The organism is Paenibacillus sp. FSL R7-0128 (assembly GCF_038002245.1).
In the GTDB taxonomy this organism is placed as follows: Bacteria; Bacillota; Bacilli; order Paenibacillales; family Paenibacillaceae; genus Paenibacillus_AQ; species Paenibacillus_AQ silagei.
In genome coordinates, this window is sequence record NZ_JBBOCD010000001.1 from 1,690,803 (window position 1) to 1,715,492 (window position 24,690).

The window sequence follows — 24,690 nt, forward strand, 5'->3', positions numbered from 1 at the left end:
AAAGTCGGATTTCCATGTAAAACATTTGAAATCTGATGTTATAATTTGGATATATGTGATTCAATACAAGGTAATTTAGAGGGGGTGAGGTGGCTAGGAGTTTTGGAATTACAGTTATTAAATTGATTAAAGAAACTGCGAAAGCGCAACGTGCAGCTGTAAAATCCAGGAATATTGCTATTCGTGAACAGATAATGATCTGATGGCGTATCACGCTCAATTAACGGTTAAGGGGTGAAAAGTAATGATTCAAGAGATTTCCATTAAGAAGATAGCCACTTATAACGATATAGGTGTTGTCTTTAGCGGATTAAATAAAATTAATTTTTTTTACGGTTCTAATGGAAGTGGGAAAACATCATTATCAAATGTTATGAAGAATATTGATAACTTTTCAGATTGTAATATTAATTGGGTATCTCAACCATTAAAAACATTGGTATATAACCAGAAATTCGTTGAGGAAAATTTCCATCAGGAATCGAACATAAAAGGTATATTCACATTAGGTAAGGAGTCAACTGAAATAAAAAACGAAATTACTGAAAAAAAGAGGCTGGTTGATAAATTAGATGAAGAGATTCGGAAAATGCGCACTAACTTATCCAATAAAGAAGAAGAATATACCTCGAATGAAAATGAGTTTATAGATGATTGTTGGGAAATGAAAAGAAAATATGATAACGAGTTTTTGCAAGCTTTTTCAGGTGTTCGAAATAATAAAATTAACTTTATGAATAAATGTAAACAGTCGCATTCACTTGAAGGTATGTTATGTGATGTTGAAAATTTACGCGCTCGTTCAAATAAATTATTCAATGGAAGTTTAGTGATAATTCAAGCTATACAATCAATAAAAAATGACGAACTAGACGCTGCTTGTTCAAGTCAGATATACCAAAATCAAATTGTTGGTAACAAGAGGTTGATATCGCCGCTCTCATTTCTAAACTGGCAATAAGCGATTGGGTAAAAAGAGGATATGATCATGTACATAATTCAGAAGGTAAATGCCCTTTTTGTCAACAGTCATTGCCGGTTGGTTTTCTACATCAATTAGAAGAGTATTTTAATGAAACTTATGAAAATGAGATGAAGGAATTAAAAAAGTGTGTTGATCAGTACATGGAATCTTATAGTATTCTTAAAACTTCAATCCAGGACCTATTGGAAAAGGAATTGCCATATATCGATAAAGAGAAAATTTATCAACAGTTTGAACTAATCAGATCGAAGAATGAAATCAATCTCGAATTGATTGAACAAAAACAAAAAGAACCGAGTAAAGGAATGACACTAGTTCCTGTTGATGAATTTGTAAAAAATATCAATCTGGAAATTGAGAGAGTAAATCAGGAGATTCATGGACATAATAGGTTGATTGGTAATCGGACTCTGGAAGAACAACTACTAAAGAATCAGATATTGAGATTCATAGCAAATGAGAATCTGCATAATCACGAAAAATATGTACGAAAAGAATTTAACATTAAGAATGCGATAACGGGGATAAAGGATAGGATTACGTCAAAAACATCTGAGAAAAACAGATTAATTTCAGAAGTTGAGGGGTTGGAGGCTCAAATCACTAGTGTAATTCCATCCGTTAATGAGATGAACCGTCTGTTAAAAGCATATAATTTTACAAATTTTAAATTTGCGCATACACAAAACCAGGGTAATTATCGATTGGTACGATCCACTGGAGAAGATGTAAATCAGACGTTAAGTGAAGGAGAAAAAACATTCGTAACCTTTTTATATTTTATGCATTTATTGAATGGAAGTAATAACAGAGATCTTATTTCAGAGAATAAAGTCGTTGTGATAGATGACCCAATTTCTAGCTTGGATAGCAACGTATTATTTATCGTTAGCAATCTCATTTTGAAACTTATAGAGGATAGCAGGAACAATAAAAACAATGTTGTTCAATTATTTGTTTTAACCCATAATGTCTACTTTCACAAGGAAGTAACGTTTAATAAAAAGCGTTCAAAGGGCGTTAAATTACATGATGAAACTTTTTGGATTATTCGAAAAGTTAATAATGATGTTACAGCGGCTCAATCTTACGATACAAATCCAATTAAAACTTCGTACGAGTTAATGTGGCAAGAACTTAGATCAGCAACACAGATTAGTTCTTCAACTACGGTTCAAAACTTGATTCGTAGAATTATAGAAAACTATTTCAAAGTATTTGGAAATTTTAGTGAAGATGATATACTGAATAAATTCGATGAAGAAGAAAAGGTAGTATGTAAATCGCTTTTGTCCTGGGCGAATGATGGGTCTCATTTTGCAAGTGATGATTTGTATATTGAGCATCCATTAGATACAAATGCTAGGTACCTGAATATTTTCGAGAAAATATTCAAGGTTACAAATCATCATGCACATTACAATATGATGATGGGCATTGAGGAAGAAAATAAGATTCCTCAAGCACAGGTATCATGATTGAGTCCTTCTTATCCTTCTTATTAAGAAAGAATATAACTATATGGTAAACAGATAGTTTATTTAGACAGTGGACGGTATGTAACCCCTACACCAGAACGGGAATTCCTTTATTTTGGAGAATATAGAGTTCATGCAGATTATGCCTTGAAATATTTTATTAAGAATAGTCCCGCTTATAAGCTTAATGAGTTTTTGTATGATGAAGAAGAACCTGAAGCAAGCTTTGCTCGAGGAAGGTTCTTCGAGGTCATCTTGTTGTTTGAAGATACAATGGAGAATGCATTTCTTGAATATACACCGTTACAAAGATGACTTCCTAGAAGGCTTAACTGCTCTTGATGGTGAATGGCCATGGATTGAGGCTAATACCAAACGTCAAGAAGAGCAGGTCGTGGTTCGGTTGAAAACGGGAAAAGTCCTGAATCAAATGCTTAGAGATTATCGTCAACGTGTCTTACTAGGAAAATTATAATATAGATGCCCGGGTAGAGGCTCCGGAGGGAATGGAAGGGAGGCCCTGATGAGAAAAAATGATATCGGTGATTATATTCATAAAGAGGAAATGGTATTGCAAGATTCATTAAAAAAGAGTCAAGATCTTATTTCTAATATTAATGAGCTACTTGTTCTTTTATCGGATATTGTTATATTTGAAGATAAGAAGGCAGGAAGTTTTTTTCTTCTAAGTAACCAGGTTAAAAATGATTTGTATCTTTGTTTACTATCTGCTCTAAGAGGACATGAGACACAATCAAAATTAATGAAACGTCAAGCTATTGAAAAAGCATGTTTGGCGGCTTATTCTCTTGTCGAACCAAACATTGAGAAATTCCTTGGTCAGGATGAAGATGGGGCAAAGCCAATAAAGGCGGCCCTAGTTAATTCTTTTAAATATGTGGAAAAAGAATTTCCAAGTCATTCTCAAAAGCTAAAGCAAATTAAAGATATGATAAATAATTTTTATGCACATGGGAATATGTTTAATTCGCTTAGTAAAGAGGATCATTTTGGTTTTATCGATAGTCGTGATGTAGTGATGCAAAAAGCTTTCCTTTGGGAGATCGGGTATCTTACTATCGTTATTTTTGACTTGTGGTATTTAGCACTTGAAAAATGTTCTTTCGCAAAAAGAAACCAACAAATCCATATGAGATTTGTCCAAGCAGTTAAAATAAACCAAAAGTATCGAGAAGGATTTATGAACCATGAACGCTTTGCTAAGTATAAATCACGCTACAACAACGAGGTCTAAAGTAGAAAACTTGAATTTTTATGGGAATTATTAAAAAGTGCTATAGTTAGATTTTGTTCAGAAATGCATGTTTTCATTAAGTTAAAATTGATTAATGAAATGACATCGCATCGTGTCCATAACCTCAAGAAATTCGACAACACCGGCGAAGACATGGAGGACCTGATCTCCATCGGCACCATCGGCCTAATCAAGGCCATCGAGAGCTAGCGCCCGAACAAGGGCACGAAGCTGGCTACTTTTGCTGCCCGTTGTATCGAGAATGAGATCCTGATGCACTTACGCTCGCTGAAAAAAAACCGCAAAGACGTATCCCTCCACGATCCGATCGGAACGGATAAGGAAGGCAACGAGATCACCCTGATCGATATCCTAGGCTCGGAAGCGGATGATGTAATTAAGGAAGTAGATCTGAAGATTGAGAAGAGCAAGATCTATCGTAATCTGGATATCCTGGATGACCGGGAGAAGGAAGTTGTGGTCGGGCGGTTTGGGCTTGATACAGGTGGAGAAGAGAGGACGCAGCGGGAGATTGCGAAGGAGCTGGGGATCTCGCGGAGCTATGTGTCGCGGATAGAGAAGAGGGCGCTGATGAAGCTGTATCATGAGTTTTATAAGGTGAAGCGGTGAGGTAAGAAAATTGCCTGTAGGAATGAGACATTAGATATCTCGGTCCTGCAGGTTGTTTGTGTTTTTTAATAAGATATTCAAAAATCACTGTGTTATCTGTAAGGATTGAAGCGGATATAAAATGCGCTGTACTGTGGTATACTCGAACTATAAGTGCGAAATGAGGTGTTTGTGGAATGATGAATCTTACGAAGGACCTTGCTAAATTGATTCGGTTAACAGGTGACCGGGCGAAGTTGGATGCTAAAGCAAATGGAACATATATAGTATATAAGACAAATGAGGGGCAAATTGTTAGAGAATATAGTACGGGTGAAATTGAGAAAATGAATGAACAGGATTTCATCCATGAATGAGACAAAGGTAACGATGTTTGTGTTTGCCGGTAATAATGGAAGTGGCAAGAGCACAATCCGCAACTTGATTGTTGACAGGCTTGGGGTAAGTGTAAATATTGACCCCGATGCACTGGCCCGTAAAATTAATAATGGGCATCCTGAAAAGAGTAAAGTATCCGCTGGAAAGGAAGCCATAAGAATAGCCAGGGAATGCATCCGTAATCCGATAACAATAGAGCATTTATAAAGCAACTTGTCTGCGGATGAGTTGCTTTTTGTTTTTCAAACTTAATTTTGAACAGGTTTTGTTTTACGGATATATCGTCCTGGAGATACCCCTTCTGACTTCGTAAATTGTTTGGTGAATGAATATATATCCCCGTAACCAAGGCTAACGGCTACGTGTTTGATGGGAAGTCCGGATAGCAGCATCATTTTTGCCTGTCTCATTAAATGTTCAGTGTGGTACCGCTTAGGGGAAATCCCGGTAGTCTCTTTAAAAAATTTCCGGAAGTTCTCGTAGCCCATATTCACGGCAGATGCCACCTCCTGAATATCAAAGTGAATATCATTGGAGACACTAATCAGCTCGCAGGCTTTTGTTATTTTACTTTCAATTTCATTGCTATGAGCATTATGAATGCTACTGTGCAATCTGATAATCAAATCCTGAGACTTCATTAGCAGGGAGGGAAGACTTTCATCTGTTGCACTTTTCAAGGCTTTCAGCAAGGAAACAAAATCAAAGAAAAAATCATTCGTATGCTGTGCCGATTGGACTTCCTTATCGGAATTAATAATTCCAAGTGTCTTTAAGTATGAATAGACAGGATACCCGACACTGATATAAAACTCGATCCAATTCCCATCTGATTCAATTGCAGTAGAGTGCAAACGTTCAGGTAGACGTTGAACAAGATCGCCTGCTTGCATAGGAGTAACGGTACCGTCCGCAGAAATAAATGTTCCACTGCCTTGCAATACCACAAAACAGCTGTAATATCCTATCTTAAAATCATATTGAGAACGCTCTGCTGATCTTTTCCGCATAAAGCCGCAAGATAAAATACCCTGATTAAAGTCTTTGCCGATACATCGGTAGATTACATCATTTTCATTAATGTCTGCAAAATTCATGTATTCACACTCCTACCAAAATGGATAAATGAAATACCATACTCAACATTTAATATTAGGAATTTTCCTTATATTATAGGGGTATCTACATTGAAAGATCAACCAATTAGAACAATGGATGGGAGTGTTATTTAAGCCGATGAAGCTAAGCAGAGATTGGGAAAATCAATATGTTACTCAAAAAAACCGTTATCCCATGCATGAGCCCTACGGAGTATACGAAACCGTTGAACAGGCTTTAAGCGGAGACCGGAGAAAGTCTAAATACGTAAAAAGCCTGAATGGAATGTGGAAGTTTAAAATGTTCGGATCTCCCGATGAAGTAACGGATGAATTCTATAGTCCTGAATATGATGTTTCCCATTGGGATCATATTCCGGTTCCTTCCAATTGGGAGCTTTCGGGGTATGGAAAACCTGTATACACCAATATGTTGTATCCTTTTGTTCAAAAAGGGGAGGGTTCAAGTCACGAAATTCAACTCAGGAATAATGAATACATTTTGAATCCGCCTCATGTTCCAGAGAGTAACCTTACCGGTTGTTACGTTAGAACGTTTGAAGTTGACGAACATTTTAACGAAAGGGATATATTTATCGATTTTGGAGGTGTAGAATCGTGTTTTTATCTGTGGTTAAACGGCAAACTGGTTGGTTATTCTCAGGATAGTAAGCTTAACGCTTCTTTTGATATCACGGATTACATTCAAAAGGGACAAAACCTTATAGCTGTTCAGGTGATGCGGTTTGGAGCCGGGACTTATCTGGAGGATCAGGATTACTGGCATCTCTCGGGGATCTACCGGGATGTTCTCATTTATGCAAAACCACGTATGCGCATTCATGATTATAAGATCGAAACCCTCTTTTCAGGGAATTACAACAATGCCGAATTAAAAGTGACGGTTGCACCTAATAATCAAGTGAATGGTTATGGTGAGGCTCATGTGCGGTTGTCCCTGTATGATAGCGAACAGAAATTGGTTACTGAGTTTGAAACGCCAAAGTTTGCGGATTGTGATTCCTACCTGCGAGAAAAATATGTAGCAAAGGTTACGAAAACCATTTCAAATCCTCACTTGTGGAGCGACGAGAGCCCTTATCTCTATAAATTGGTGTTAGAAATGATTGATTTGTCTGGAAATGTAGTTGATATTGAGAGCGCGAATGTCGGCTTCCGTGAAGTGAATATCGATCGAAAAGGGGTCCTGAGAATTAATGGGAAGCGTCTCATTATACGGGGAACCAATCTTCACGCCTTTTGTCCTGAAACCGGACGAGTCGTAACAACAGAATATATGCGCGAGCAAATCAAGGTCATGAAATCGCTGAATATCAATGCGGTAAGAACAAGTCACTATCCGCACGCAATCGAATGGTATGACTTGTGTGATGAACTGGGCATTTACTTGGTGGATGAAGCCAATATTGAAACACACGGTCTTGGCGGCCAGTTAAGCGCATCCCCCGAATGGACAAATGCGTATATGGAACGGGCTACACGGATGGTTCTGAGAGATAAAAATCATCCATCCATTATTCTCTGGTCTCTGGGTAATGAATCCGGTTATGGAGCGAATCATGCTGCGATGTACGGCTGGATTAAGGAGTATGACAAAACAAGGTACGTTCAGTATGAGTCTCTGAATCCTCCGGCAAACATCTCCGATATTATGGCGCCTATGTATCCTCAGAAAGATTGGATTCTGGATGTCATGGCTGAAAGCGAGGATTTGCGTCCTTTTATTATGTGTGAATATGCGTATGCGAAAAGTAACAGTAACGGAAACTTTAAGGAATTTTGGGATCTCATTCATAAATTCCCGCGGTTTCAAGGAGGATTTATTTGGGATTTTCAGGATAAAGCGCTGGTTAAGCAGGATAAAGACGGAAATAAAAAGTATGTCTATGGCGGGGCATTCCAGGAAGAGGTTACTGATCCTGCACCTGATATGTGCCTGAATGGTATAGTTTTCCCAGATCTCACTCTCAAGCCGGCTGCGAATGAAATCAAAAATGTACAAGCTCCTATCCAAATGGATTACATGCCTGGGAATGATGGCTATCGAATTTATAATCATTACACGCATCGGGATTTAAGCCATTTGAATATGGCTTGGGAACTGGTTTGCGATGGCAATGTGATAGAAAGCGGTAGTTTGCCTAGATATCACACAGCACCCGGATCCGTTGATAAGCTGCAAGCGCCATACGATTCGTCTAAAGTCTCCGGGGAAGCTTTTCTTAATTTCTATGCTTATTTAGACGAGGACACCTTTTATTCGAAGAAGGGAGCCTGTATTTATGCCTGCCAGATAGAGATTAAGGATTCTGTGAATAAAGTGCATACCGGAGATATTGAAAAGGATAGCTTGAAGTATGATGAAACGACAAATGAAATTCGTATATATAATGAAAATACAACGGTTCTTTTCTCGAAAGAAACGGCAGAGTTCATTGCTGTAAAATATAATCACAAGAATTATTTCACGGGAGGAACCAATAACTTCTATCGCCCTCCAACAGGAATTGATGCAGGTATTCATCTCGAAACGTCCAATTATGCAGATGAATGGCAAGCTCTCGGGCTCCATTCCAATGAGAAAGAAATCAAGAATATTCGGGTATTTGCAGCACCGGCTGCTGTTATCATTCAAGTTCATTGTATATATCATGGATGCATTGAAACCAAAACCAATTATACCGTCGGCGGCAAAGGTATAGAAATCACCAATACAGTTGTGAACAATGCCAAGGTCGACACCCTCCCGAGAATTGGACTAAGCTTTAAGTTCTCTGATGCCTGGAAGAAGATGAAATGGTATGGCCGCGGGCCATGGGAGAACTACGCGGATCGTAAATCTGCCGCATTCGTTGGAGTATATGAGAGTACTGTAGAACAGCAGCACGTACCCTATATCTTACCGGTAGAATGCGGTGGTAAGGAGGATGTCCGGTATTTATATTTGTCATCCGAAGAACAAGCAGTAAAAGTCTCGGCAGCGGGACATTTCCATTTCGATATTCATGGACACAGTATTGAGCAATATGACAACGCCGCCTATGAAGACGAGCTGGGAGATTCAGATTCTGTTTATCTTCATATTGATCACAAACATGCAGGTCTTGGCGGAGATACCGGCTGGACCAAAAATATTCACGATCCCTATCAAATTAAGAAAGGTATCTATGTTTATACGGTAACTATAGAAATCATTTCTTAAGAAAAACTAATTTTTGACTGGCTGAGTAAGGGAAGGATTGTGAAAGAGGTCCGGTTCAAGCAAGCTGGGAAATCCGTAGACCGGATATATTACCGTATTGGGGTATTATAAGGCGAAGCGGTGAGAGACAAAGCAGACCTGCCATAGGCGGGTCTTTTTTGTTGGTCTATAAACAATGTCACATTTAAATAACGAGTAATAAACCCAGAAGAGGTTCCGGTTTATTGATATTTACAGCATCTTCAATTAAGCTCCCGGAAGCGCTGGGGTGTAACGGCCTCGAATTTGCGGAAGGTGGAGATGAAATGGCTCGCGTCCAAAAAACCGACAAGTGTGGCAATGGCTTTGATGGTCAGGTGTTTGTCCAGGATCAGGTGCTCCTTGGCCTTTTGAATGCGTAAATGAATCAAATATTGATAAGGGCTCATCCCGGTGGTTATGCGGAATAAATAATTTAGCCGCTGCGAACTGAGGCCGGTGAACTCGGAAAGATTGGCTAGACCGATGCCGGGATCATGAAAATTATTCTCCAAAAACTGAATCATGGGTAGCAGACGTTTCGAATGCTGGGAATAGGAGCGCTGGTTATCCACTTGTCCAAAGCGCTTTAGATCGATCAGGAAGCGATAGACGAAAGCCGAGCTGTCCATTCCGCTGAATTCGGATGGCCGTTGCTCCAGATGGCGCGTTCTGTAATGAATCTTGGACAGCCTGGAGCCGGGCTCCCAGCTAATGACCGTAGATGTAGCCAATCCCAATGAGGAGATAATGGTCGGAGCTAAATTACCATTGAAGGTAACGTACCAGGTGGACCACGGGTGTGATAAGGTGACATAACGATGCGGGACATGCGGAGGAAGCAGGATTCCCTGGTTCGGTCCAAGCGTAACCGTGGTTCCCGAACATTCGAATTGGCCTTCCCCGCTTACCGTATGCAGCCAGTGATAGCAGTGATAGCCCTCTGGCCGGTCAAATTCCTCTTGCCATTCATTATAGCCCGTCAGTTCTATATAAATCGGCAGTGTCCGATCCAAAGTGGTGACGAGAAATTGCTTCATGTAATGCTTCATATAACGCTCCATGGACCATCAACAACTTTCATTTTTTTATATGATACTTTAATTTTACCTGATTTTACTCTGAACTGCCATCCCTTATAATCAAGACAAAGTTTGAACGAAATGCAGCACCTAACCTTCTGATTATTGGATTGGAACAATGGATAGAGGTCTGTTTATCCGTTATCAACAGTTTTGAAAGGGTATTCATTTTCATTCCGCTACAGTTATTGTTTGTCTGAAGCAGCAGTGATAATCTTATATAATTTTAAGAATGGATTATTCAGTTTAAGGGGGTGATTCACAGTATCGTTGTACAGCATGAATAAAATAGAGGGGGCTTCAAGGATGAACGGGAAACGCAAAACCGTAATTTTAATGTTAACGATCATGGTCATTATACTGTTAGCCGGATGTTCGCAAAGTAATAACGGTAAAAAAGAAAGCGTTACCACTCCGGCTGGTGTATCGGGTACAAACGCAACGGATCCGACGGACTCATCCGGACAAGGCAAGCCTGTCACTGTCAATCTGTTCGCCGGCACATCGAGCACCAACGGGAATATGGATACCAACTGGTTCACAACGTATGCCGAAGAGAAATTTAATATAGATATCAAGTGGTCAACTGTACCTAATACGGATGTTACGACCAAGCAGCCGCTGCTGCTGGCCAGCGGAGATTATCCTTCGATCTTCTGGGCGGGGCAGTTCACCAATGAGGACCTGCTGAAATACGGCAAGCAAGGCGTATTTGTGCCCTTAAACGATCTCCTGAAAGAGTATGCGCCTAATGTCTGGAAGGAAATCGAGAACACGCCGGCGCTCAAGCAAGGGGTATACGCTCCGGACGGCAACATTTACGGCCTGCCGTTCTATAACTACTGCCTGCACTGCTACTACTCCAGCAAGCTGTGGGTATATGAGCCGCTCCTGGAAAAGTACGGTCTTAGTATTCCGACGACTACGGATGAATTTGAGCATATGCTGGAGGTTTTTAAGTCGAACGGCATCCTGCCGCTTACAGGGTCCACGGACGGCTGGAACTCCGATCCGACGACGTTCCTGATGAATGCCTTCGTGTATAACGACGGCGGGAACCGCCTGGAGATGAATAACGGAAAGCTTGAATTTGCCGCAATCAAGGATGAATGGAAAGACGGGCTCTCCTATATCAACCGCTTGTACAGCAAAGGTCTGATCAGCAGTGCGGCATTTACCCAGACCAATGACGTACTCAGCAAGCAAGCGGTCAATCATGAAGTTGGCGTAGTGCCTTGGGGCTGCATCAACTGCGTCGTCGGAGCCGAGAACATGAGTGAAATCATTGACTGGGTCACCATCCCGCCGCTCAAAGGTCCGGGGGGCGCCCAATACGCGGCATTCAGCGGCAATGGTGTCAGTGGAGCCGTCTTCACCATTACGAATAAAGCATCAGAAGAAGAGAAAATTGCCATCATGAAGCTGCTGAATTTCATCTGGACGCCGGAAGGCGCGACCATGGCGAACATGGGGCCGGAAGGCGAATACTGGACTAGAGCTAAGGAAGGTGAAACCGGACTGGTCGGGACACCGGCGCTGTTCGATATTGATTTTCAGCCGCCGACACCGTTCACCCGGGGCTGGAATCAGCTGGGGCCGATCTACCAGTCGGAGGAATGGCGCAACAGCATCGTCGCCAAATCCCCGTTCACGCCGGATGGCTCCGGCTCGGAAGCGCTGCTGCACTACTATACGGAGAAGGATTACAAAGGCAAGCAGCCGGCGCAAGTTGTGCCAGCCTCAATCTGGATCGATCCCGCCAAGTCGCAGCAATATTCCCAGCTGAAGACGAACATTACTTCATACGTCAACCAATGGACCGCCGAGTTCATCGTCGGCAATAAATCGATCGACAAGGACTGGGATGCATATGTGGAGGGTGTGAAGAAGCTGGGTCTGGCAGACTTCCTGAGCATCACCGAAGAAGCGATCGTGAGCCCGTTTGATACGAGCAGCTACCAGCGCGATGATGCAGTGGTGAAGAATCTCGAATCGCTGCAATAAAGCGGCATGGGCATCATCCGCTCCGCGGTACTCCGGAGCGGATGATGCAACTTTTTTAAGCGAGGAATGATCGACGATGAAACCGAATTCTGAATTACGGCAACGCATAGTCCGGCACTGGCCGCTGTACGCCATCATCGCGCTCCCGACAGCTTTTCTGCTCGTGTTCAGCTATTGGCCGATGGTTGGCGTTCAGATTGCCTTCCGCAACTTTAATCCGGTTCAGGGTATCTGGGGGAGTCCCTGGGTCGGCCTTCAGCAGTTCGAGCTGTTTCTCTCGTCACCGTATTTCTGGCCGCTGGTCAAGAATACGCTGGTCCTGAGCCTGTACTATCTGATCGTGTCGATCCCGTGCTCGCTCATTCTGGCGCTGGCGCTGAACGAAGTGAAGCATGTCCGCTTCAAAAAAACCGTGCAAATGTTTACTTACGCGCCGTATTTTATCTCGACGGTTATCCTGGTCGGTATGATCCAGATCATGCTGTCTCCGACGAGCGGCCCTCTGGCGCTGTTCTCCAGTCTGCTCGGCAACAACAATCCTCCGAATGTCTTGGCAAGCGCCGACAGCTTCTCGTCGGTCTATGTCTGGTCGGGCATCTGGCAAGAAACCGGGTATGCGGCAATTATCTATCTTGCGGCTTTGGCCAGCGTCAATCCTGAATTGTACGAGGCGGCAAGAATTGACGGAGCCAGCCGGCTGCAAAAGATCCGCTATATTGATCTGCCAGGCATCAGCTCCACCATTATTATCCTGATGATTCTCAGCGTGGGTGGGCTGCTCAGTATCGGCTTCGAGAAAGTATTCCTGCTCCAGAACAACCTTAATCTAAGCAGTTCGGAAGTTATATCCACGTATGTGTACAAGATCGGACTGGTTAACGCCGACTTCAGCTTTGCGACAGCGATCAGCTTATTCAACTCTGTCATCGGCCTGATCCTGATTACCGCGGTCAACTATAGCGCCCGTAAAGTTTCAGACAGCAGTCTGTTCTAGGTTAGGAGGAAATTTCATGCGTCGCACATCCGCGATTCGAGAGTCCGGCTCAGACCGCATCTTTTTATTTTGCGTGTACACCGGATTAACAATAGTTCTGCTTTTGGTGTTGTACCCGCTGATCTTTATCGTCAGCTCCTCTTTCAGCTCGGCAGCGGCGGTACAGGGAGGCAAGGTCTGGCTGCTGCCGGTGGATTTCACGCTGGACGGCTATATTGGTGTTTTTCAATACAATGCGGTGTGGACGGGATTCGTCAACTCGCTGCTCTACACGGTGGGCGGCACCCTGCTGAGCGTATCGCTTACTGTCATGATGGCCTATCCATTGTCAAGAAAAGAGATGGTTGGACGCAACATCTGGATCTGGGCGATTCTGTTCGCGATGCTGTTTAACGGAGGACTTATTCCTTTCTATCTTGTAGTCAAGGATCTGGGGATGCTCAATACGCCATGGGCGATTATCGTGCCGTCGGCACTCAATATTTACTCGATTATCATTGCGAAGACGTTCTTCCAGAATTCGCTGCCGAAGGAAATGTACGAGGCTGCCCAACTGGATGGCTGCGGGGACTTCAAGTTCCTGACCCGTATCGTCTTGCCGTTATCGAAGCCGATTCTTGCTGTCCTGATGTTATGGTCGGCGGTGGGGTTATGGAACTCGTATTTTAATGCACTGATCTTTCTGAATTCACAGTCTCTGTATCCGCTGCAATTGGTGCTTCGCCAGATTCTGGTCGAGAACAAAATCGACTACACCAGCATGTCCGCGTCGCTCGACCCTCAGCGGTTGACCATGATGAAGAACATGGAGACGCTTTTGAAATATTCACTGATCGTCATTACAACTGTTCCCATTCTGATCATTTATCCTTTTGTGCAGAAGTATTTTGTACAGGGGGTCATGATCGGCTCGGTGAAAGAATAGGTACAGGCATATTACCCGTCTCTAAAACACAAAGCGAATTGGAGGAACGTTCAATGAAGACATCTGCTAGGGTCAAAGGACCGTTTGAGCCGAAGCTTGCTTCTCTGCAAACCTTCGAATGTCCAGCCTGGTTCCGGGATGCGAAGCTGGGAATATGGTCGCACTGGGGAGCGCAGTCCGTGCCGATGTTCGGTGACTGGTACGCCCGTAACATGTACTTTGAAGGTTCGGACCAATACCGCTATCATATCCGTCATTACGGCCATCCGTCGGTCTTTGGCTACAAGGACATTGTCCAGCTCTGGAAGGCAGAGAAGTTCGATCCCGAAGAGCTGATGGATCTGTATCAGGCTGCGGGTGCCAAATATTTCGTGGCGCAGGCGATGCACCATGACAACTTCTTCAATTACGATTCCAGGCTGCACCGCTGGAATTCCGTTCAGATGGGACCCAAGAAGGATATCGTGGCCTTGTGGAAAGCAGCAGCAGACAAGCGGGGCTTGCCATTCGGCCTGACCGAGCATCTTGGAGCAACTTTCAGCTGGTTCCAGAGCAATAAGGGACAGGATAAGGAAGGCCTGTACAAGGGTGTCCCATACGATGGCAATGATCCGCAATACGAAGACCTGTACCTGCCCAACCAGATGTATTATCACGCAGATAAAAAGATGTACGATCTGGATCCGTGGTATGCCACCGAGCCGGAGTGGCATCAGCGCTGGCTGGATGTGATGATGGAGCTCATCGATCTGTACCAGCCGGATCTGCTGTATTCCGACGGAGCACTTCCGTTCACTGACATCTTTCAGGATGCGGCCACTGCGCCGGACGAGGCGGTTATGGCGGCAGGGCTTCATGCGGTTGCCCATCTCTATAACAGCAGCGCCGCCCGTAACGGAGGCGTGAATAAGGCGGTCTATAATCAGAAAGACCGCAGGAAAGCAGTGTACTCGGTCGGCGTCCTGGATATCGAACGCAGCCAGGAGCCGGGTATCAAGGAAGAGCCCTGGCAGACGGACACCTGTGTCGGTGACTGGTTCTATAATGCCAAAGCCGTATACAAGAGACCGGATCACGTGATTGAAATCCTGATCGATATCATCTCCAAGAACGGCAATCTGTTGCTAAATATACCCCAGAGACCGGATGGAACAATTGATGACGAATGCCGATATATTCTTCAGGAGATGGCTCAGTGGATGGCTGTATCTTCGGAAGGCGTCTACGGGACGAGGCCGTTCCACGTGTCTGGCGAAGGGAATTCGCGCGTGGTTATCGAGCAATACAAAGAGGGCAGGGTGGAGTGGGATGCGACGGATTTCCGGTTCACGCAGAAAGGGAATACGGTCTACGCCTTCCAGATGAAGGCACCCGGTGACCGGATGGCTGTCATACGGTCATTCGGGCCGGAAGAACGGGTTAGACACGTGCGTCTGCTCGGTGCAGGACCGGTAGAATTCAGCCAGGCATTAGGCCCGCTGGTTGTATCTTTGCCGGAAGATCTGCCGACGCCGTACGTGCATTGTCTTGCGGTCGAACTGGAAGGATAGAGAAAGCGGGTATCATCCTCATTCAAGGATGATACCCGCTTTTGCTTCACTGTCCCAAACAAAGTGTACGAAAAGTGTTCTAGGCCAATACTTCCATAGGGTGCTAACGGATAGTCGATCGTAATACGCCGCACTCAACTCATGACGTCCGAGCTGCTAACTGTGACTTTACTTATTCTTGGAAGAGCGCAGGCAAGATGAGTTCACTTACGGCGCCGTTTTGATTATAAAAGCGCCATTTTGCTTTTCCCTCAAATAACAAGGAGAGACGCTGCAGGGTATTACTGACTCCAATATGCTCAGCCTTGCTATCAACTATAGCTTTCCCTTGATTCAATTGCTCTAGTTGAGCTGCAGGATATCCGTTTCCTGTGTCGGAAATCATTATTTTAGCAAATGGGTAGAAATCGAGTTCGATCGCGACAATTTTAACTGAAATATGTGTTGATTTATCGGGTTGTATAGCATATTTAATGGAGTTCTCTACAAAATTTTGAATAAGCATAGGTGGAACAAGCATATCCTCGATCATCTTATCGGTTTCAATGGAATAGGTAAACCTGTCTTTATAGCGGATTGACTGAATCTGAAGATAAGTGTTAACATGTTTGATTTCTTCATAAAGTGGGAGCAAATCGACCTCTATTTTGATCATGTACCGATAGAAGTCGACAGAATGAACAATCAATTTCTGAGCGGTCTGCGAATCTCCATTCTCCAGGAGATTATAAACCATATTTAACGAATTAATAATGAAATGAGGTTGGATTTGAAGTTGAAGATTCCGGAGTTGTGACTTTTGAGCCTTGATTTCTTCTTCGTAGACACTTATTTTCAAATGCTGAACCTCATCGATCATCTGGTTAAATGTCTTATTGACAATGGCAATTTCATTGGACGCGCGGTAATGGGGAATCCGGTATTGCAAATCGCCTCGTTGAATATGTTTCATGGCTTTATTCAATTTTTGTAGCGGTTGAACAACCGTAATTCTCAAAATATAAAAAACAAAGGGAAGCATCAAGGCGACGATTACAGATATTGCCACTACATACTTCTGCATGAATGGAAGGGTCCTCAATAACTCATTGAATGGTATGATTTCAATGAAGGTGATGGGTGCAGCAGAGGAAGAAGCTGTAACAACCAAAGCATTATCATGCTGTGAAAGTTTGGGGTTTACAACATCCCCCTCCGCTACCAGTCTTAGGGATTTGCTTTCCTGATTAGGTACAAAGTGACTTAAAAGCCTGTCCAGATTAACATAAGCCCCGGTTAAAACGCCATTGCCATTTTTAATGATTTTTAGCATACTGAAGTGATTGTTGATATTCATAAGTTGCCAATTTGATTTCAGATTATCTGTATCTTCAGCATGGGCGGTATTTAAAACATAGTTTTGGATTTCACTTCGTTCTTTCAATTCTAAGGTGGCCTGGCTTCCCGATATAAAACTATCATCAGTATAGACAAATAACATATCGATGCTGCTGCCTATATTTATAATTTTCTCAGAGAGAGTCAGGCTAATTCTTTGCTTAGCTAACATTGAGTCTGTTTCATTATTGCTCATTGCCAACTGGGGATCATTATCAAACAACGCTGTAGTAGTTATAAAGGTGGTTGCATTATTAAGCTGATTGTCAACCTGAAACCAATAGGACTCTAACATATTTTCATGAGTGCTGTGCACTTGCCCCAGCAGTGTAGACCGGGATTCATAATTGTTGTAAATAAACATCCCGATTACCGGTATAAGGAGCGTGAAGATGGATATGAGTTTAAAAAAAATAGAGTTATAGAACTCCTTATGGTAAAATCGCTTCATCGCTCGGCCCCTTATTGTTTGTGATTAAACTACCGTGCTACAGTACATCATATTGTAAGATTAAATCAAGAAAAAATGCAACAGGAGGTTCAAAATCATGAATGTGCTGATAGTTGATGACGAGCTGAGTGCCATAGAAGCTGTGCGTAACGGTATACAGTGGGGAATGATCGGAATTGAAAATGTATTTACCGCAATGAATGTGCAGGAGGCTACCCGCCAATTCGATAATGTTCCAATAGACATTTTGCTTAGCGATATCGAAATGCCGATGGGTACAGGCCTGGAATTGTTGAGATGGGTAAATACGCATCATCCCCATGTGAAATGCATCTTTATGACTTGTCACGCAGATTTCCGCTTCTTACAAGAAGCTATGCAATTGGGGAGTGTTAACTATATCCTGAAACCTTTGAATTTTGATAAAATGGAGCTCGTTCTAAAGGAGACGAAGGACAATATCCTGGCGGACCGGATTCTGAATGAAAATAGTAACTCTTGGATCCAGAATAAAAAATCTGTAGTAAAACAATTTTGGAAAGACTTTTTCCTTGGTGAGATATCGCCGAATAAAGATAGCCTGACGAACTACTTTCGACAGAAACGATTGGAGATTAATCTGGAGAACGCCTATCTTCCTATTCTGATTGTGACGAAGAAATTCACGGAGTCTGTAACCAAAGAAGACCAAAAACTGCTGCATTATGCTTTGAGGAATATAACGGAGGAGATTTTTGTAATTCCTGGAGTTGCTGAAGAGGTGATCCCTTTTTCGGAAACGACCATATTAGTTATGCTAGAGATGGATGCAAGCCAAGATGAACATCGTCTATATAATCAAATTAATGATTGTTGCCGCCAATTAAGTGATACAGCTGCGAAGTACATTAAGGAGATTATCTGCTGTTATATTGGCGATAAAGATACTATTTATGAAATGCCCTCCGTTATTGAAGCGCTGCAAGAGAGGGATTTTAATAACGTAATTCATGAATCCGAAGTATTCTATCTGAAACAAGAACGCCGTACGCATAGTTCAGTACAATCAGAATTCCCTATTGCCCAGTGGAGAGAATGGTTAAGGCAAGGAAGATATAACCAAGTAGAGGATGATATTACGACCAGGTTAACCTCTAAAGAACAAAGGCTCAAGATTAACCGGGAATTTTTGAATAAATTCATTAGAGATTTCTATTATTTGATCTTTGGATTTACCCATGATCGAAGTATCTTTATTAATGAGCTGTTGGGCGACGAGGAATCTAATCAATTATTTGAGAACGCTTCGGAATCATTAGAAGGTATGCTGAAATGGGTGAATCATGCCATAATTCTCATGCGGAATTTTGATAAGGAAAATGCAAATAGAGATTTACCGGTTGAACAGACAAAAAAGTATATCCATATTCATCTTTCTGAGGAATTATCGATGGAATTAATTGCACAGAATGTGCATCTAAATGCCGATTACCTGACGAGGATTTTTAAAAAAGAGGTAGGAATATCGATTAGTAAATACATTATCAACAAAAAAATGGAAGTTGCAAAAGAACTTCTAATCCATACTGACAGGAGTATTGGGGAGATTGCTTCACTTGTCGGATACTACAATTACTCGAGCTTTAATCGCATCTTTACCAAAGAGACGGGAATGTCTCCTCAAGAATTCAAAATCAGGAACAGAAATTAAACGATATATTAAAAGTCGGTTTTTGTAATCTATATAGTCGGAACAAGTATAACGTAGGCGTTCCCCCGCTTATTATAATGAAGACAAGACAGAAAAAATAAATCCATTTACTATGAGGGGGAAATAACATTGAAAAAAATAACACCTGTATTACTGGCAGCCAGTCTAACGCTAGCCTTAGCAGGATGTGGAAACGGTAACAATTCGAATTCATCAGCTACAAACAACGGGAATGGTTCACTAAGTGAAGGTGTGGAGCCTGGGGGAATTGATTTCAAGGAAGAACCGTACACGATAAAAGTCAACTATGCGGTACTGGGGCAAGAACAAGTGGATCTGCCTAAAATCGAGGAAAAGGTAAATGAAATCACTCTAAAAGAAATTAATGCAAAAGTCGATCTTGAAGGTGTTAGTCTATATAATATGGCCAATGCATATGCGCTAAAAGCTTCCAGCGGCGAGAAAACAGACCTAATGCTCCTTATGCCCGGAAGTGCTTATCTCGCTCCGTTTGCGAACAACAAAATGATTCGTCCCATTGACGATGAACTTGCGAAGTGGGGACCCGCGCTTAAAGAAACGTTGGGGGATATAATCAAAACTGGCCAATTCAACGGGAAGCAATTCGGGATTCCGCAAAAGATGGATCAAAAACTTACATTTGGCTTTAATATGAGCAAAGCAGTCTTGGATAAGTACAATATTGATCTTACTTCTATTCAATCGATCGCTGACATGGACTCCGTGTTGGCCAAGGTTCACGAGGGGGAACCCAAAATGATCACGTTTGCTCCTGAAGTAAGTTCGTCCAATATTACAAACTCCCTGGTATATGGAGATGGGCTCGGGAATTCATATGGTGTGCTCATGGATGGCAGCGGTACGAAGCTGGTGAACATGTATGAATCCGAGCAGTGGATGAACACAGCGAAAAAAGTTCGGGAATGGTACAAAAAAGGGTATATCTCCAAAGATGTAAGCACTTCGCAAGATGATGGCGCTGCGCTACTTGAGAGTGGAAAAGTTTTTGCAACAGCAGCTAATTCTGTCGGATTTGCTGGCGGATTCTCACAGCCCATTGAGCAGAAAACAGTGGCATTGCATCCGCCTGTTCTCTCAACTGTAGATTCGCAGTTATTCGTTTGGGCGGTAGCCTCTTCTAGTAAACGTCCCGACAAGGCAGTTCAATTCTTGAACCTGATGAACTCCAATGTTGAGTTGTCGACCTTGCTTCGTTTTGGTATTAAAGGCGAACATTACGAGATAAACGAAGACGGGACCATTGATGAGTCCAAAAATACAAATTACAATCAAAACAGCTGGCTGATGTTCGGGGATTATGATCAATTACCGTTAGCTGCTAAATTTGTTGAACCAACCGGTCTTTCCGTCGAGGAATATAAAACGAAACTGAAAGAGTGGAATGACAAAACGGCGAAATCTCCTGGGTATGGATTTATATTCGATCCGACACCCGTAAAAACGGAAATCTCGGCATTGGACGCTGCTAGTGAACAATATGTGAAGGTGATAGGCAACGGTGCTGTGGATACGGATGAAATGGCTAAGACATTTAATGAAAGTTTATATGCAGCAGGCCTGCAAAAGGTAATAGATGAAAAACAGCGTCAATTAGATGCTTGGCTGGCACAAAACGGGAAATAAGTCAAACGATAATGATCATAATTGGAGCTGTTTTCCTGTAGCGTTTTTTGCAGGTGAAGCGGCTCTTTTTTTATCTCCGAATGAGATGAAACAGCAAGTAACAAGTCGGAAAAGGATATATTATACGTCGTTCAAAGTATAACGTTAGCCTTTATTCTTTGTGTAAGATAAATGAAGAGAGTAACTTGAATGGGGAGGCGGAAGCGGTGAAAGCAATATCAGATTTAAGATTACAGAACAGAGGTGGAAAAAAGATTAAGTGGAAGTCCTATATTCCTTTATATCTTATGGCTCTGCCCGCATTAATTTATCTGTTTATTAACAATTACATGCCATTGTACGGAATGCAGATTGCTTTTCGGGAGCTTGATTTCTCGGGAAGTATTTTCAGCGGAAAGTTCGTATGGTTCAAGAACTTCAAGTTTTTATTTGCAACTGATGATGCCTGGATCATGACACGAAATACAGTTTTATACAATCTTCTGTTTATCGTTGTAGGAACCCTATTTTCTATCGTTGTAACGATTCTTTTTAATGAAATCATTAGTAAGAAGATATCCAAGGCTTATCAATCTGCTGTATTGATTCCTTATTTTATCTCAATGGTTATTGTAGGGTATTTAGTCTTCGCATTCCTTAGCAGTGATAATGGCTTCATTAATCATTCCATCTTGAAGCCATTAGGGATCGAGCCTATATCCTGGTACTCCGAATCAAAGTACTGGCCATTCATTCTGTTATTTATAAACATATGGAAAAGTTTGGGATACAATCTAATGTTTTATACAGCGAGAATTATTACGATCAGTACTGATTATTATGAAGCTGCAAAAATAGACGGTGCAACAAAGTTTCAGCAAATCATGAACATTACGCTGCCGCTTCTCAAACCAGTAATTATATTGACGACAATTTTATCTATTGGAAGAATGTTTTATTCGGATTTCGGATTGTTTTATCAGGTGCCAATGAACTCAGGTGCACTGTATGACGTTACGACGACAATCGATACGTATTCGTTCCGGGCGCTCATGAAGCTTGGTGACATTACAATGTCAACTGCAACAGGTGTATACCAGTCAGCAGTCGGGTTCATATTGATTTTAATTGCAAATGCAGTGATTAAAAAGGCTAGCAAAGAAGATTCCTTATTCTGAACACGGAGCGATTAACGATGATAGAAAACAAAGATAAAAGATGGTCCATTGCTGGACATGTTCTCATGATAATTTTAAGCGTTCTCGCGGTTGCACCTTTTATTTTGCTGTTTATGTCTTCTATAACGGACGAAGCAACGGCATTACAGGACGGCTACAGCTTCTTTCCGCAAAAATTTTCTCTGGATGCATATTCTTATATTCTGGGGCAATGGGAGCTTATTGGGAGAGGGTACTTGGTATCCATTTTCATTACCGTAGTTGGAACAATCCTTGGCGTAAGTATATCGGCTATGCTTGCATATACGCTTAGTAAACATGATCTGCCTGGACGCCGGCTACTAATGTTTCTGCTAACCTTTACGATGCTTTTTAATGGTGGATTGACTTCAACTTATATTGTGTATACACAGATCTTGCATGTCAAAGACACAATTTTTGGTTTGATGATGCCAAATTTGTTGATGAATGCCTATTTCGTTATCATGTTCAAAAATTATTTTGAGCACACTCTTCCGGGAGCGCTTGTAGAATCTGCAAGAATAGATGGGGCAACAGAGTTTAAGGTCTTTTACAAAATTGCAATACCGCTGTCTATGCCAATGATCGTGACGGTCGGGATGACTTCAGCATTGACCTATTGGAACGACTGGACGAACGGGATGTATTTCCTCTCGACGAACAGTAAACTTCAAAGTATTCAAACCATTCTTAATAATATTAATGAGAATATCAAATTCCTACAGCAAAATAATGTAGGGACAGCGGTAACAACAGCAGATTTACCTTCAGTTACCATACGTATGGCTATTGCTGTTGTCGGTGTCTTGCCGATGCTGGCGTTGTTCCCAATCTTCCAGAAATGGTTCGTTAAAGGGGCAACTGATGGGGCAGTTAAAGGGTAGAAATATTTGAAACGAGAATATAACAATTAAAGGGAGTGGATATAAGATGTACGTTTGCAATCCTATTAACATGGAATACAAATATCAGTTTATCGAAGGAGCAGGGAAAATGCTTACTTTTAGGGAAGCTGCTGATCCTTCTATGATTGTATTTCATGGAAAATACTATATGTTTCCCTCAATGACAGCGGGATTTCTAGTAAGCGATAATCTGCATGACTGGGAATTTTATCCTTTGAAGGGTTTGCCTATTCATGATTATGCTCCGGATGTGCGGGTTATCGGGGAGTATATGTATTTTTCTGCATCCAGCCGATCGAAGAATTGCTCTTTCTACAGAACAAAAGACCCGATTCGCGGTGAGTTTGAGGAAATAGAAGGGACATTTCCATTCTGGGATCCCAATCTATTTGTAGATGATGATGGTAAGGTTTATTTTTACTGGGGATGTTCCAGTCAAACGCCTATCTATGGGGTCGAGCTGGATCCAAGGGATATGAAACCCAAAGGGGAGCCGCTAGAACTGATCTATAGCAATACTACGGTTATTGGTTATGAGAGAAATGGCGAAAATCATATCCCAAAAACGCTCGAGCAAATTGAGGAGATAGTGCAAGGCTATGCAAATGCAAATCCGGGTATTACTGATGAGCATCTGAATATAATTAGGCAGGCGGTAGGGGGTGATCCATACATTGAAGGCGCATGGATGGATAAGCATAACGGAAAATACTATCTTCAATATTCTAGCCCCGGGACGGAGTGTAACATTTATTCGGATGGGGTCTACGTATCCGATAAACCATTAGGACCGTTTACGCTGGCGAATAATAATCCTTTCTCCTACAAGCCGGGGGGGTTCATCCCAGGTGCTGGGCACGGATCGACAATGGAAGATAAATACGGGAATCTTTGGCATTCTTCAACCATGAGAATCAGCATCAATTATATTTTTGAAAGAAGATTGGGATTATGGCCTGCAGGCTTCGATAAGGACGGGGAATTATTCTGCAATCAGCGATTTGGGGACTGGCCCTTCAGGATCGAACAGGCACAGATGAATCCATGGGACAAGCCGGAATGGATGCTGTTGTCTTACAATAAACCCGCTAAGGCATCTTCCTGTACAGAAGGAAAAGAAGCTTCGAAAGCGACGGATGAGAATGTTCAAACATGGTGGCAAGCAGGCTCTAATGGTTCCGGAGAATGGATCGAAGTAGATTTGAAGCATTCATGCGACGTACATGCCATCCAAATCAATTTTGCCGACGATCAGTTGAATCTTTCGCTTCCAGAGGGAGCGGCTATGACAGAGGGACGATTCATCGACGAACGTCAGCATTATACCAGATGGATTCTCGAAGGATCAGTGGATGGAAAAGAATATTTTGTAATTGAGGATAAGTCGGATGCAACTACGGATTTGTCACATGATCTCATAGTGAAAGAAGACGGAATAAAGGCAAGGTATCTCCGGTGCATTGTAAAGGAGCTTCCGTTTAACCAACAGGCATGTATTTCGGGTCTTCGCGTGTTCGGGATTGGCGTTGGAACACTCCCTGATAAAACGAGCGAAATTCAACTCGAACTTTTAAATGATCTTGATCTTTCGGTTTCATGGAACAGTGTTGAAGCGGTTGGTTACAATGTGCTCTGGGGATTTGCTCCAGATAAACTGTACCATAGTCACATGATATTCGGAAAAAATCAGATGGTAATTAAGGCATTAATCAAAGATCAGCCTTTATATGTCCGGGTAGATAGTTTCAATGAGATCGGGATAACTGAAGGCGAAGTTTACAAGGCGATCTAATACGTCTAGCGCG

General features: G+C 42.2%; 19 protein-coding genes and 1 pseudogene. 17 read left to right on the forward strand and 3 right to left on the reverse strand.

Features of this window, described 5'->3' with window-relative positions; genetic code table 11:
- Positions 1–244 precede the first annotated feature (244 nt).
- The 7 genes and pseudogenes from NST26_RS06955 (at position 245) to NST26_RS06985 (ending at position 4,933) form a co-directional block, all read left to right on the forward strand.
- Positions 245–961, forward strand: a complete 717-nt coding sequence (locus tag NST26_RS06955) for an AAA family ATPase (protein ID WP_340955249.1) — start codon at positions 245–247, stop codon at positions 959–961.
- Positions 958–2,463 (forward strand): AAA family ATPase, encoded by a 1,506-nt coding sequence (locus NST26_RS06960; RefSeq protein WP_340980811.1) that lies wholly within the window; start codon positions 958–960, stop codon positions 2,461–2,463. Before NST26_RS06955 ends, NST26_RS06960 begins: the two co-directional genes overlap by 4 nt.
- 289 nt (positions 2,464–2,752) lie before the next feature.
- A complete protein-coding gene (locus NST26_RS06965; RefSeq protein ID WP_155991595.1) occupies positions 2,753–2,938 on the forward strand; it encodes a hypothetical protein in 186 nt (61 codons plus the stop codon).
- A 48-nt stretch (positions 2,939–2,986) separates the two neighbouring features.
- A complete protein-coding gene (locus NST26_RS06970) occupies positions 2,987–3,718 on the forward strand; it encodes a hypothetical protein (RefSeq protein WP_340955246.1) in 732 nt (243 codons plus the stop codon).
- A gap of 117 nt (positions 3,719–3,835) precedes the next feature.
- Positions 3,836–4,348: pseudogene (gene sigK, locus NST26_RS06975) on the forward strand (RNA polymerase sporulation sigma factor SigK); the annotation flags it as partial.
- 176 nt (positions 4,349–4,524) lie between these two features.
- Entirely contained in the window at positions 4,525–4,704 is a 180-nt protein-coding gene (locus tag NST26_RS06980) for a hypothetical protein (RefSeq protein WP_036727852.1), read from the forward strand.
- The gene (locus tag NST26_RS06985) at positions 4,697–4,933 is read left to right on the forward strand and encodes a hypothetical protein (RefSeq protein WP_445323314.1); all 237 of its coding nucleotides are present in this window, start codon (positions 4,697–4,699) and stop codon (positions 4,931–4,933) included. The genes NST26_RS06980 and NST26_RS06985 overlap by 8 nt, the downstream gene beginning before the upstream one ends.
- A gap of 41 nt (positions 4,934–4,974) precedes the next feature.
- Here NST26_RS06985 and NST26_RS06990 read toward each other — a convergent pair whose 3' ends face one another.
- Positions 4,975–5,823: a helix-turn-helix domain-containing protein gene (locus NST26_RS06990; RefSeq protein ID WP_340955244.1), complete on the reverse strand. Its 849-nt coding sequence runs from the start codon at positions 5,821–5,823 to the stop codon at positions 4,975–4,977.
- 139 nt (positions 5,824–5,962) lie between these two features.
- Between NST26_RS06990 and NST26_RS06995 the strand changes: the two genes are divergently transcribed.
- Positions 5,963–9,046 (forward strand): glycoside hydrolase family 2 TIM barrel-domain containing protein, encoded by a 3,084-nt coding sequence (locus tag NST26_RS06995; RefSeq protein ID WP_340955242.1) that lies wholly within the window; start codon positions 5,963–5,965, stop codon positions 9,044–9,046.
- Between the two features lie 242 nt (positions 9,047–9,288).
- On the opposite strand, the gene NST26_RS07000 is transcribed toward NST26_RS06995, so the two are convergent.
- On the reverse strand, positions 9,289–10,116 hold the full coding sequence (locus tag NST26_RS07000; RefSeq protein WP_340955241.1) for an AraC family transcriptional regulator: 828 nt from the start codon (positions 10,114–10,116) through the stop codon (positions 9,289–9,291).
- A 336-nt stretch (positions 10,117–10,452) separates the two neighbouring features.
- On the opposite strand from NST26_RS07000, the gene NST26_RS07005 reads away from it, so the two are divergent.
- The 4 genes from NST26_RS07005 to NST26_RS07020 all read left to right on the forward strand — a co-directional run bounded on the left by NST26_RS07005 (position 10,453) and on the right by NST26_RS07020 (position 15,619).
- Complete coding sequence (locus tag NST26_RS07005; protein ID WP_340955240.1) at positions 10,453–12,150, forward strand: hypothetical protein; 1,698 nt, start codon at positions 10,453–10,455, stop codon at positions 12,148–12,150.
- A 76-nt stretch (positions 12,151–12,226) separates the two neighbouring features.
- Positions 12,227–13,144, forward strand: a complete 918-nt coding sequence (locus NST26_RS07010) for an ABC transporter permease (RefSeq protein ID WP_051478221.1) — start codon at positions 12,227–12,229, stop codon at positions 13,142–13,144.
- 16 nt (positions 13,145–13,160) lie between these two features.
- Positions 13,161–14,069, forward strand: a complete 909-nt coding sequence (locus NST26_RS07015; protein WP_036727859.1) for a carbohydrate ABC transporter permease — start codon at positions 13,161–13,163, stop codon at positions 14,067–14,069.
- A 53-nt stretch (positions 14,070–14,122) separates the two neighbouring features.
- Positions 14,123–15,619 carry an alpha-L-fucosidase gene (locus NST26_RS07020; RefSeq protein WP_340955239.1) on the forward strand — a complete coding sequence of 499 codons (1,497 nt, stop codon included), beginning with the start codon at positions 14,123–14,125 and terminating at the stop codon, positions 15,617–15,619.
- Between the two features lie 172 nt (positions 15,620–15,791).
- Here NST26_RS07020 and NST26_RS07025 read toward each other — a convergent pair whose 3' ends face one another.
- The gene (locus NST26_RS07025) at positions 15,792–17,447 is read right to left on the reverse strand and encodes a sensor histidine kinase (RefSeq protein ID WP_340955237.1); all 1,656 of its coding nucleotides are present in this window, start codon (positions 17,445–17,447) and stop codon (positions 15,792–15,794) included.
- A gap of 97 nt (positions 17,448–17,544) precedes the next feature.
- On the opposite strand from NST26_RS07025, the gene NST26_RS07030 reads away from it, so the two are divergent.
- From NST26_RS07030 to NST26_RS07050, 5 genes are all read left to right on the forward strand, one after another.
- A complete protein-coding gene (locus NST26_RS07030; RefSeq protein ID WP_340955235.1) occupies positions 17,545–19,137 on the forward strand; it encodes a response regulator transcription factor in 1,593 nt (530 codons plus the stop codon).
- 129 nt (positions 19,138–19,266) lie between these two features.
- Positions 19,267–20,802 (forward strand): ABC transporter substrate-binding protein, encoded by a 1,536-nt coding sequence (locus NST26_RS07035; RefSeq protein ID WP_076076706.1) that lies wholly within the window; start codon positions 19,267–19,269, stop codon positions 20,800–20,802.
- 206 nt (positions 20,803–21,008) lie between these two features.
- Positions 21,009–21,959: an ABC transporter permease gene (locus NST26_RS07040; RefSeq protein ID WP_340826585.1), complete on the forward strand. Its 951-nt coding sequence runs from the start codon at positions 21,009–21,011 to the stop codon at positions 21,957–21,959.
- Between the two features lie 17 nt (positions 21,960–21,976).
- The gene (locus NST26_RS07045) at positions 21,977–22,864 is read left to right on the forward strand and encodes a carbohydrate ABC transporter permease (protein ID WP_340955234.1); all 888 of its coding nucleotides are present in this window, start codon (positions 21,977–21,979) and stop codon (positions 22,862–22,864) included.
- A gap of 46 nt (positions 22,865–22,910) precedes the next feature.
- Positions 22,911–24,677, forward strand: a complete 1,767-nt coding sequence (locus NST26_RS07050; RefSeq protein ID WP_340955232.1) for a family 43 glycosylhydrolase — start codon at positions 22,911–22,913, stop codon at positions 24,675–24,677.
- The last annotated feature ends 13 nt before the right edge of the window (positions 24,678–24,690 follow it).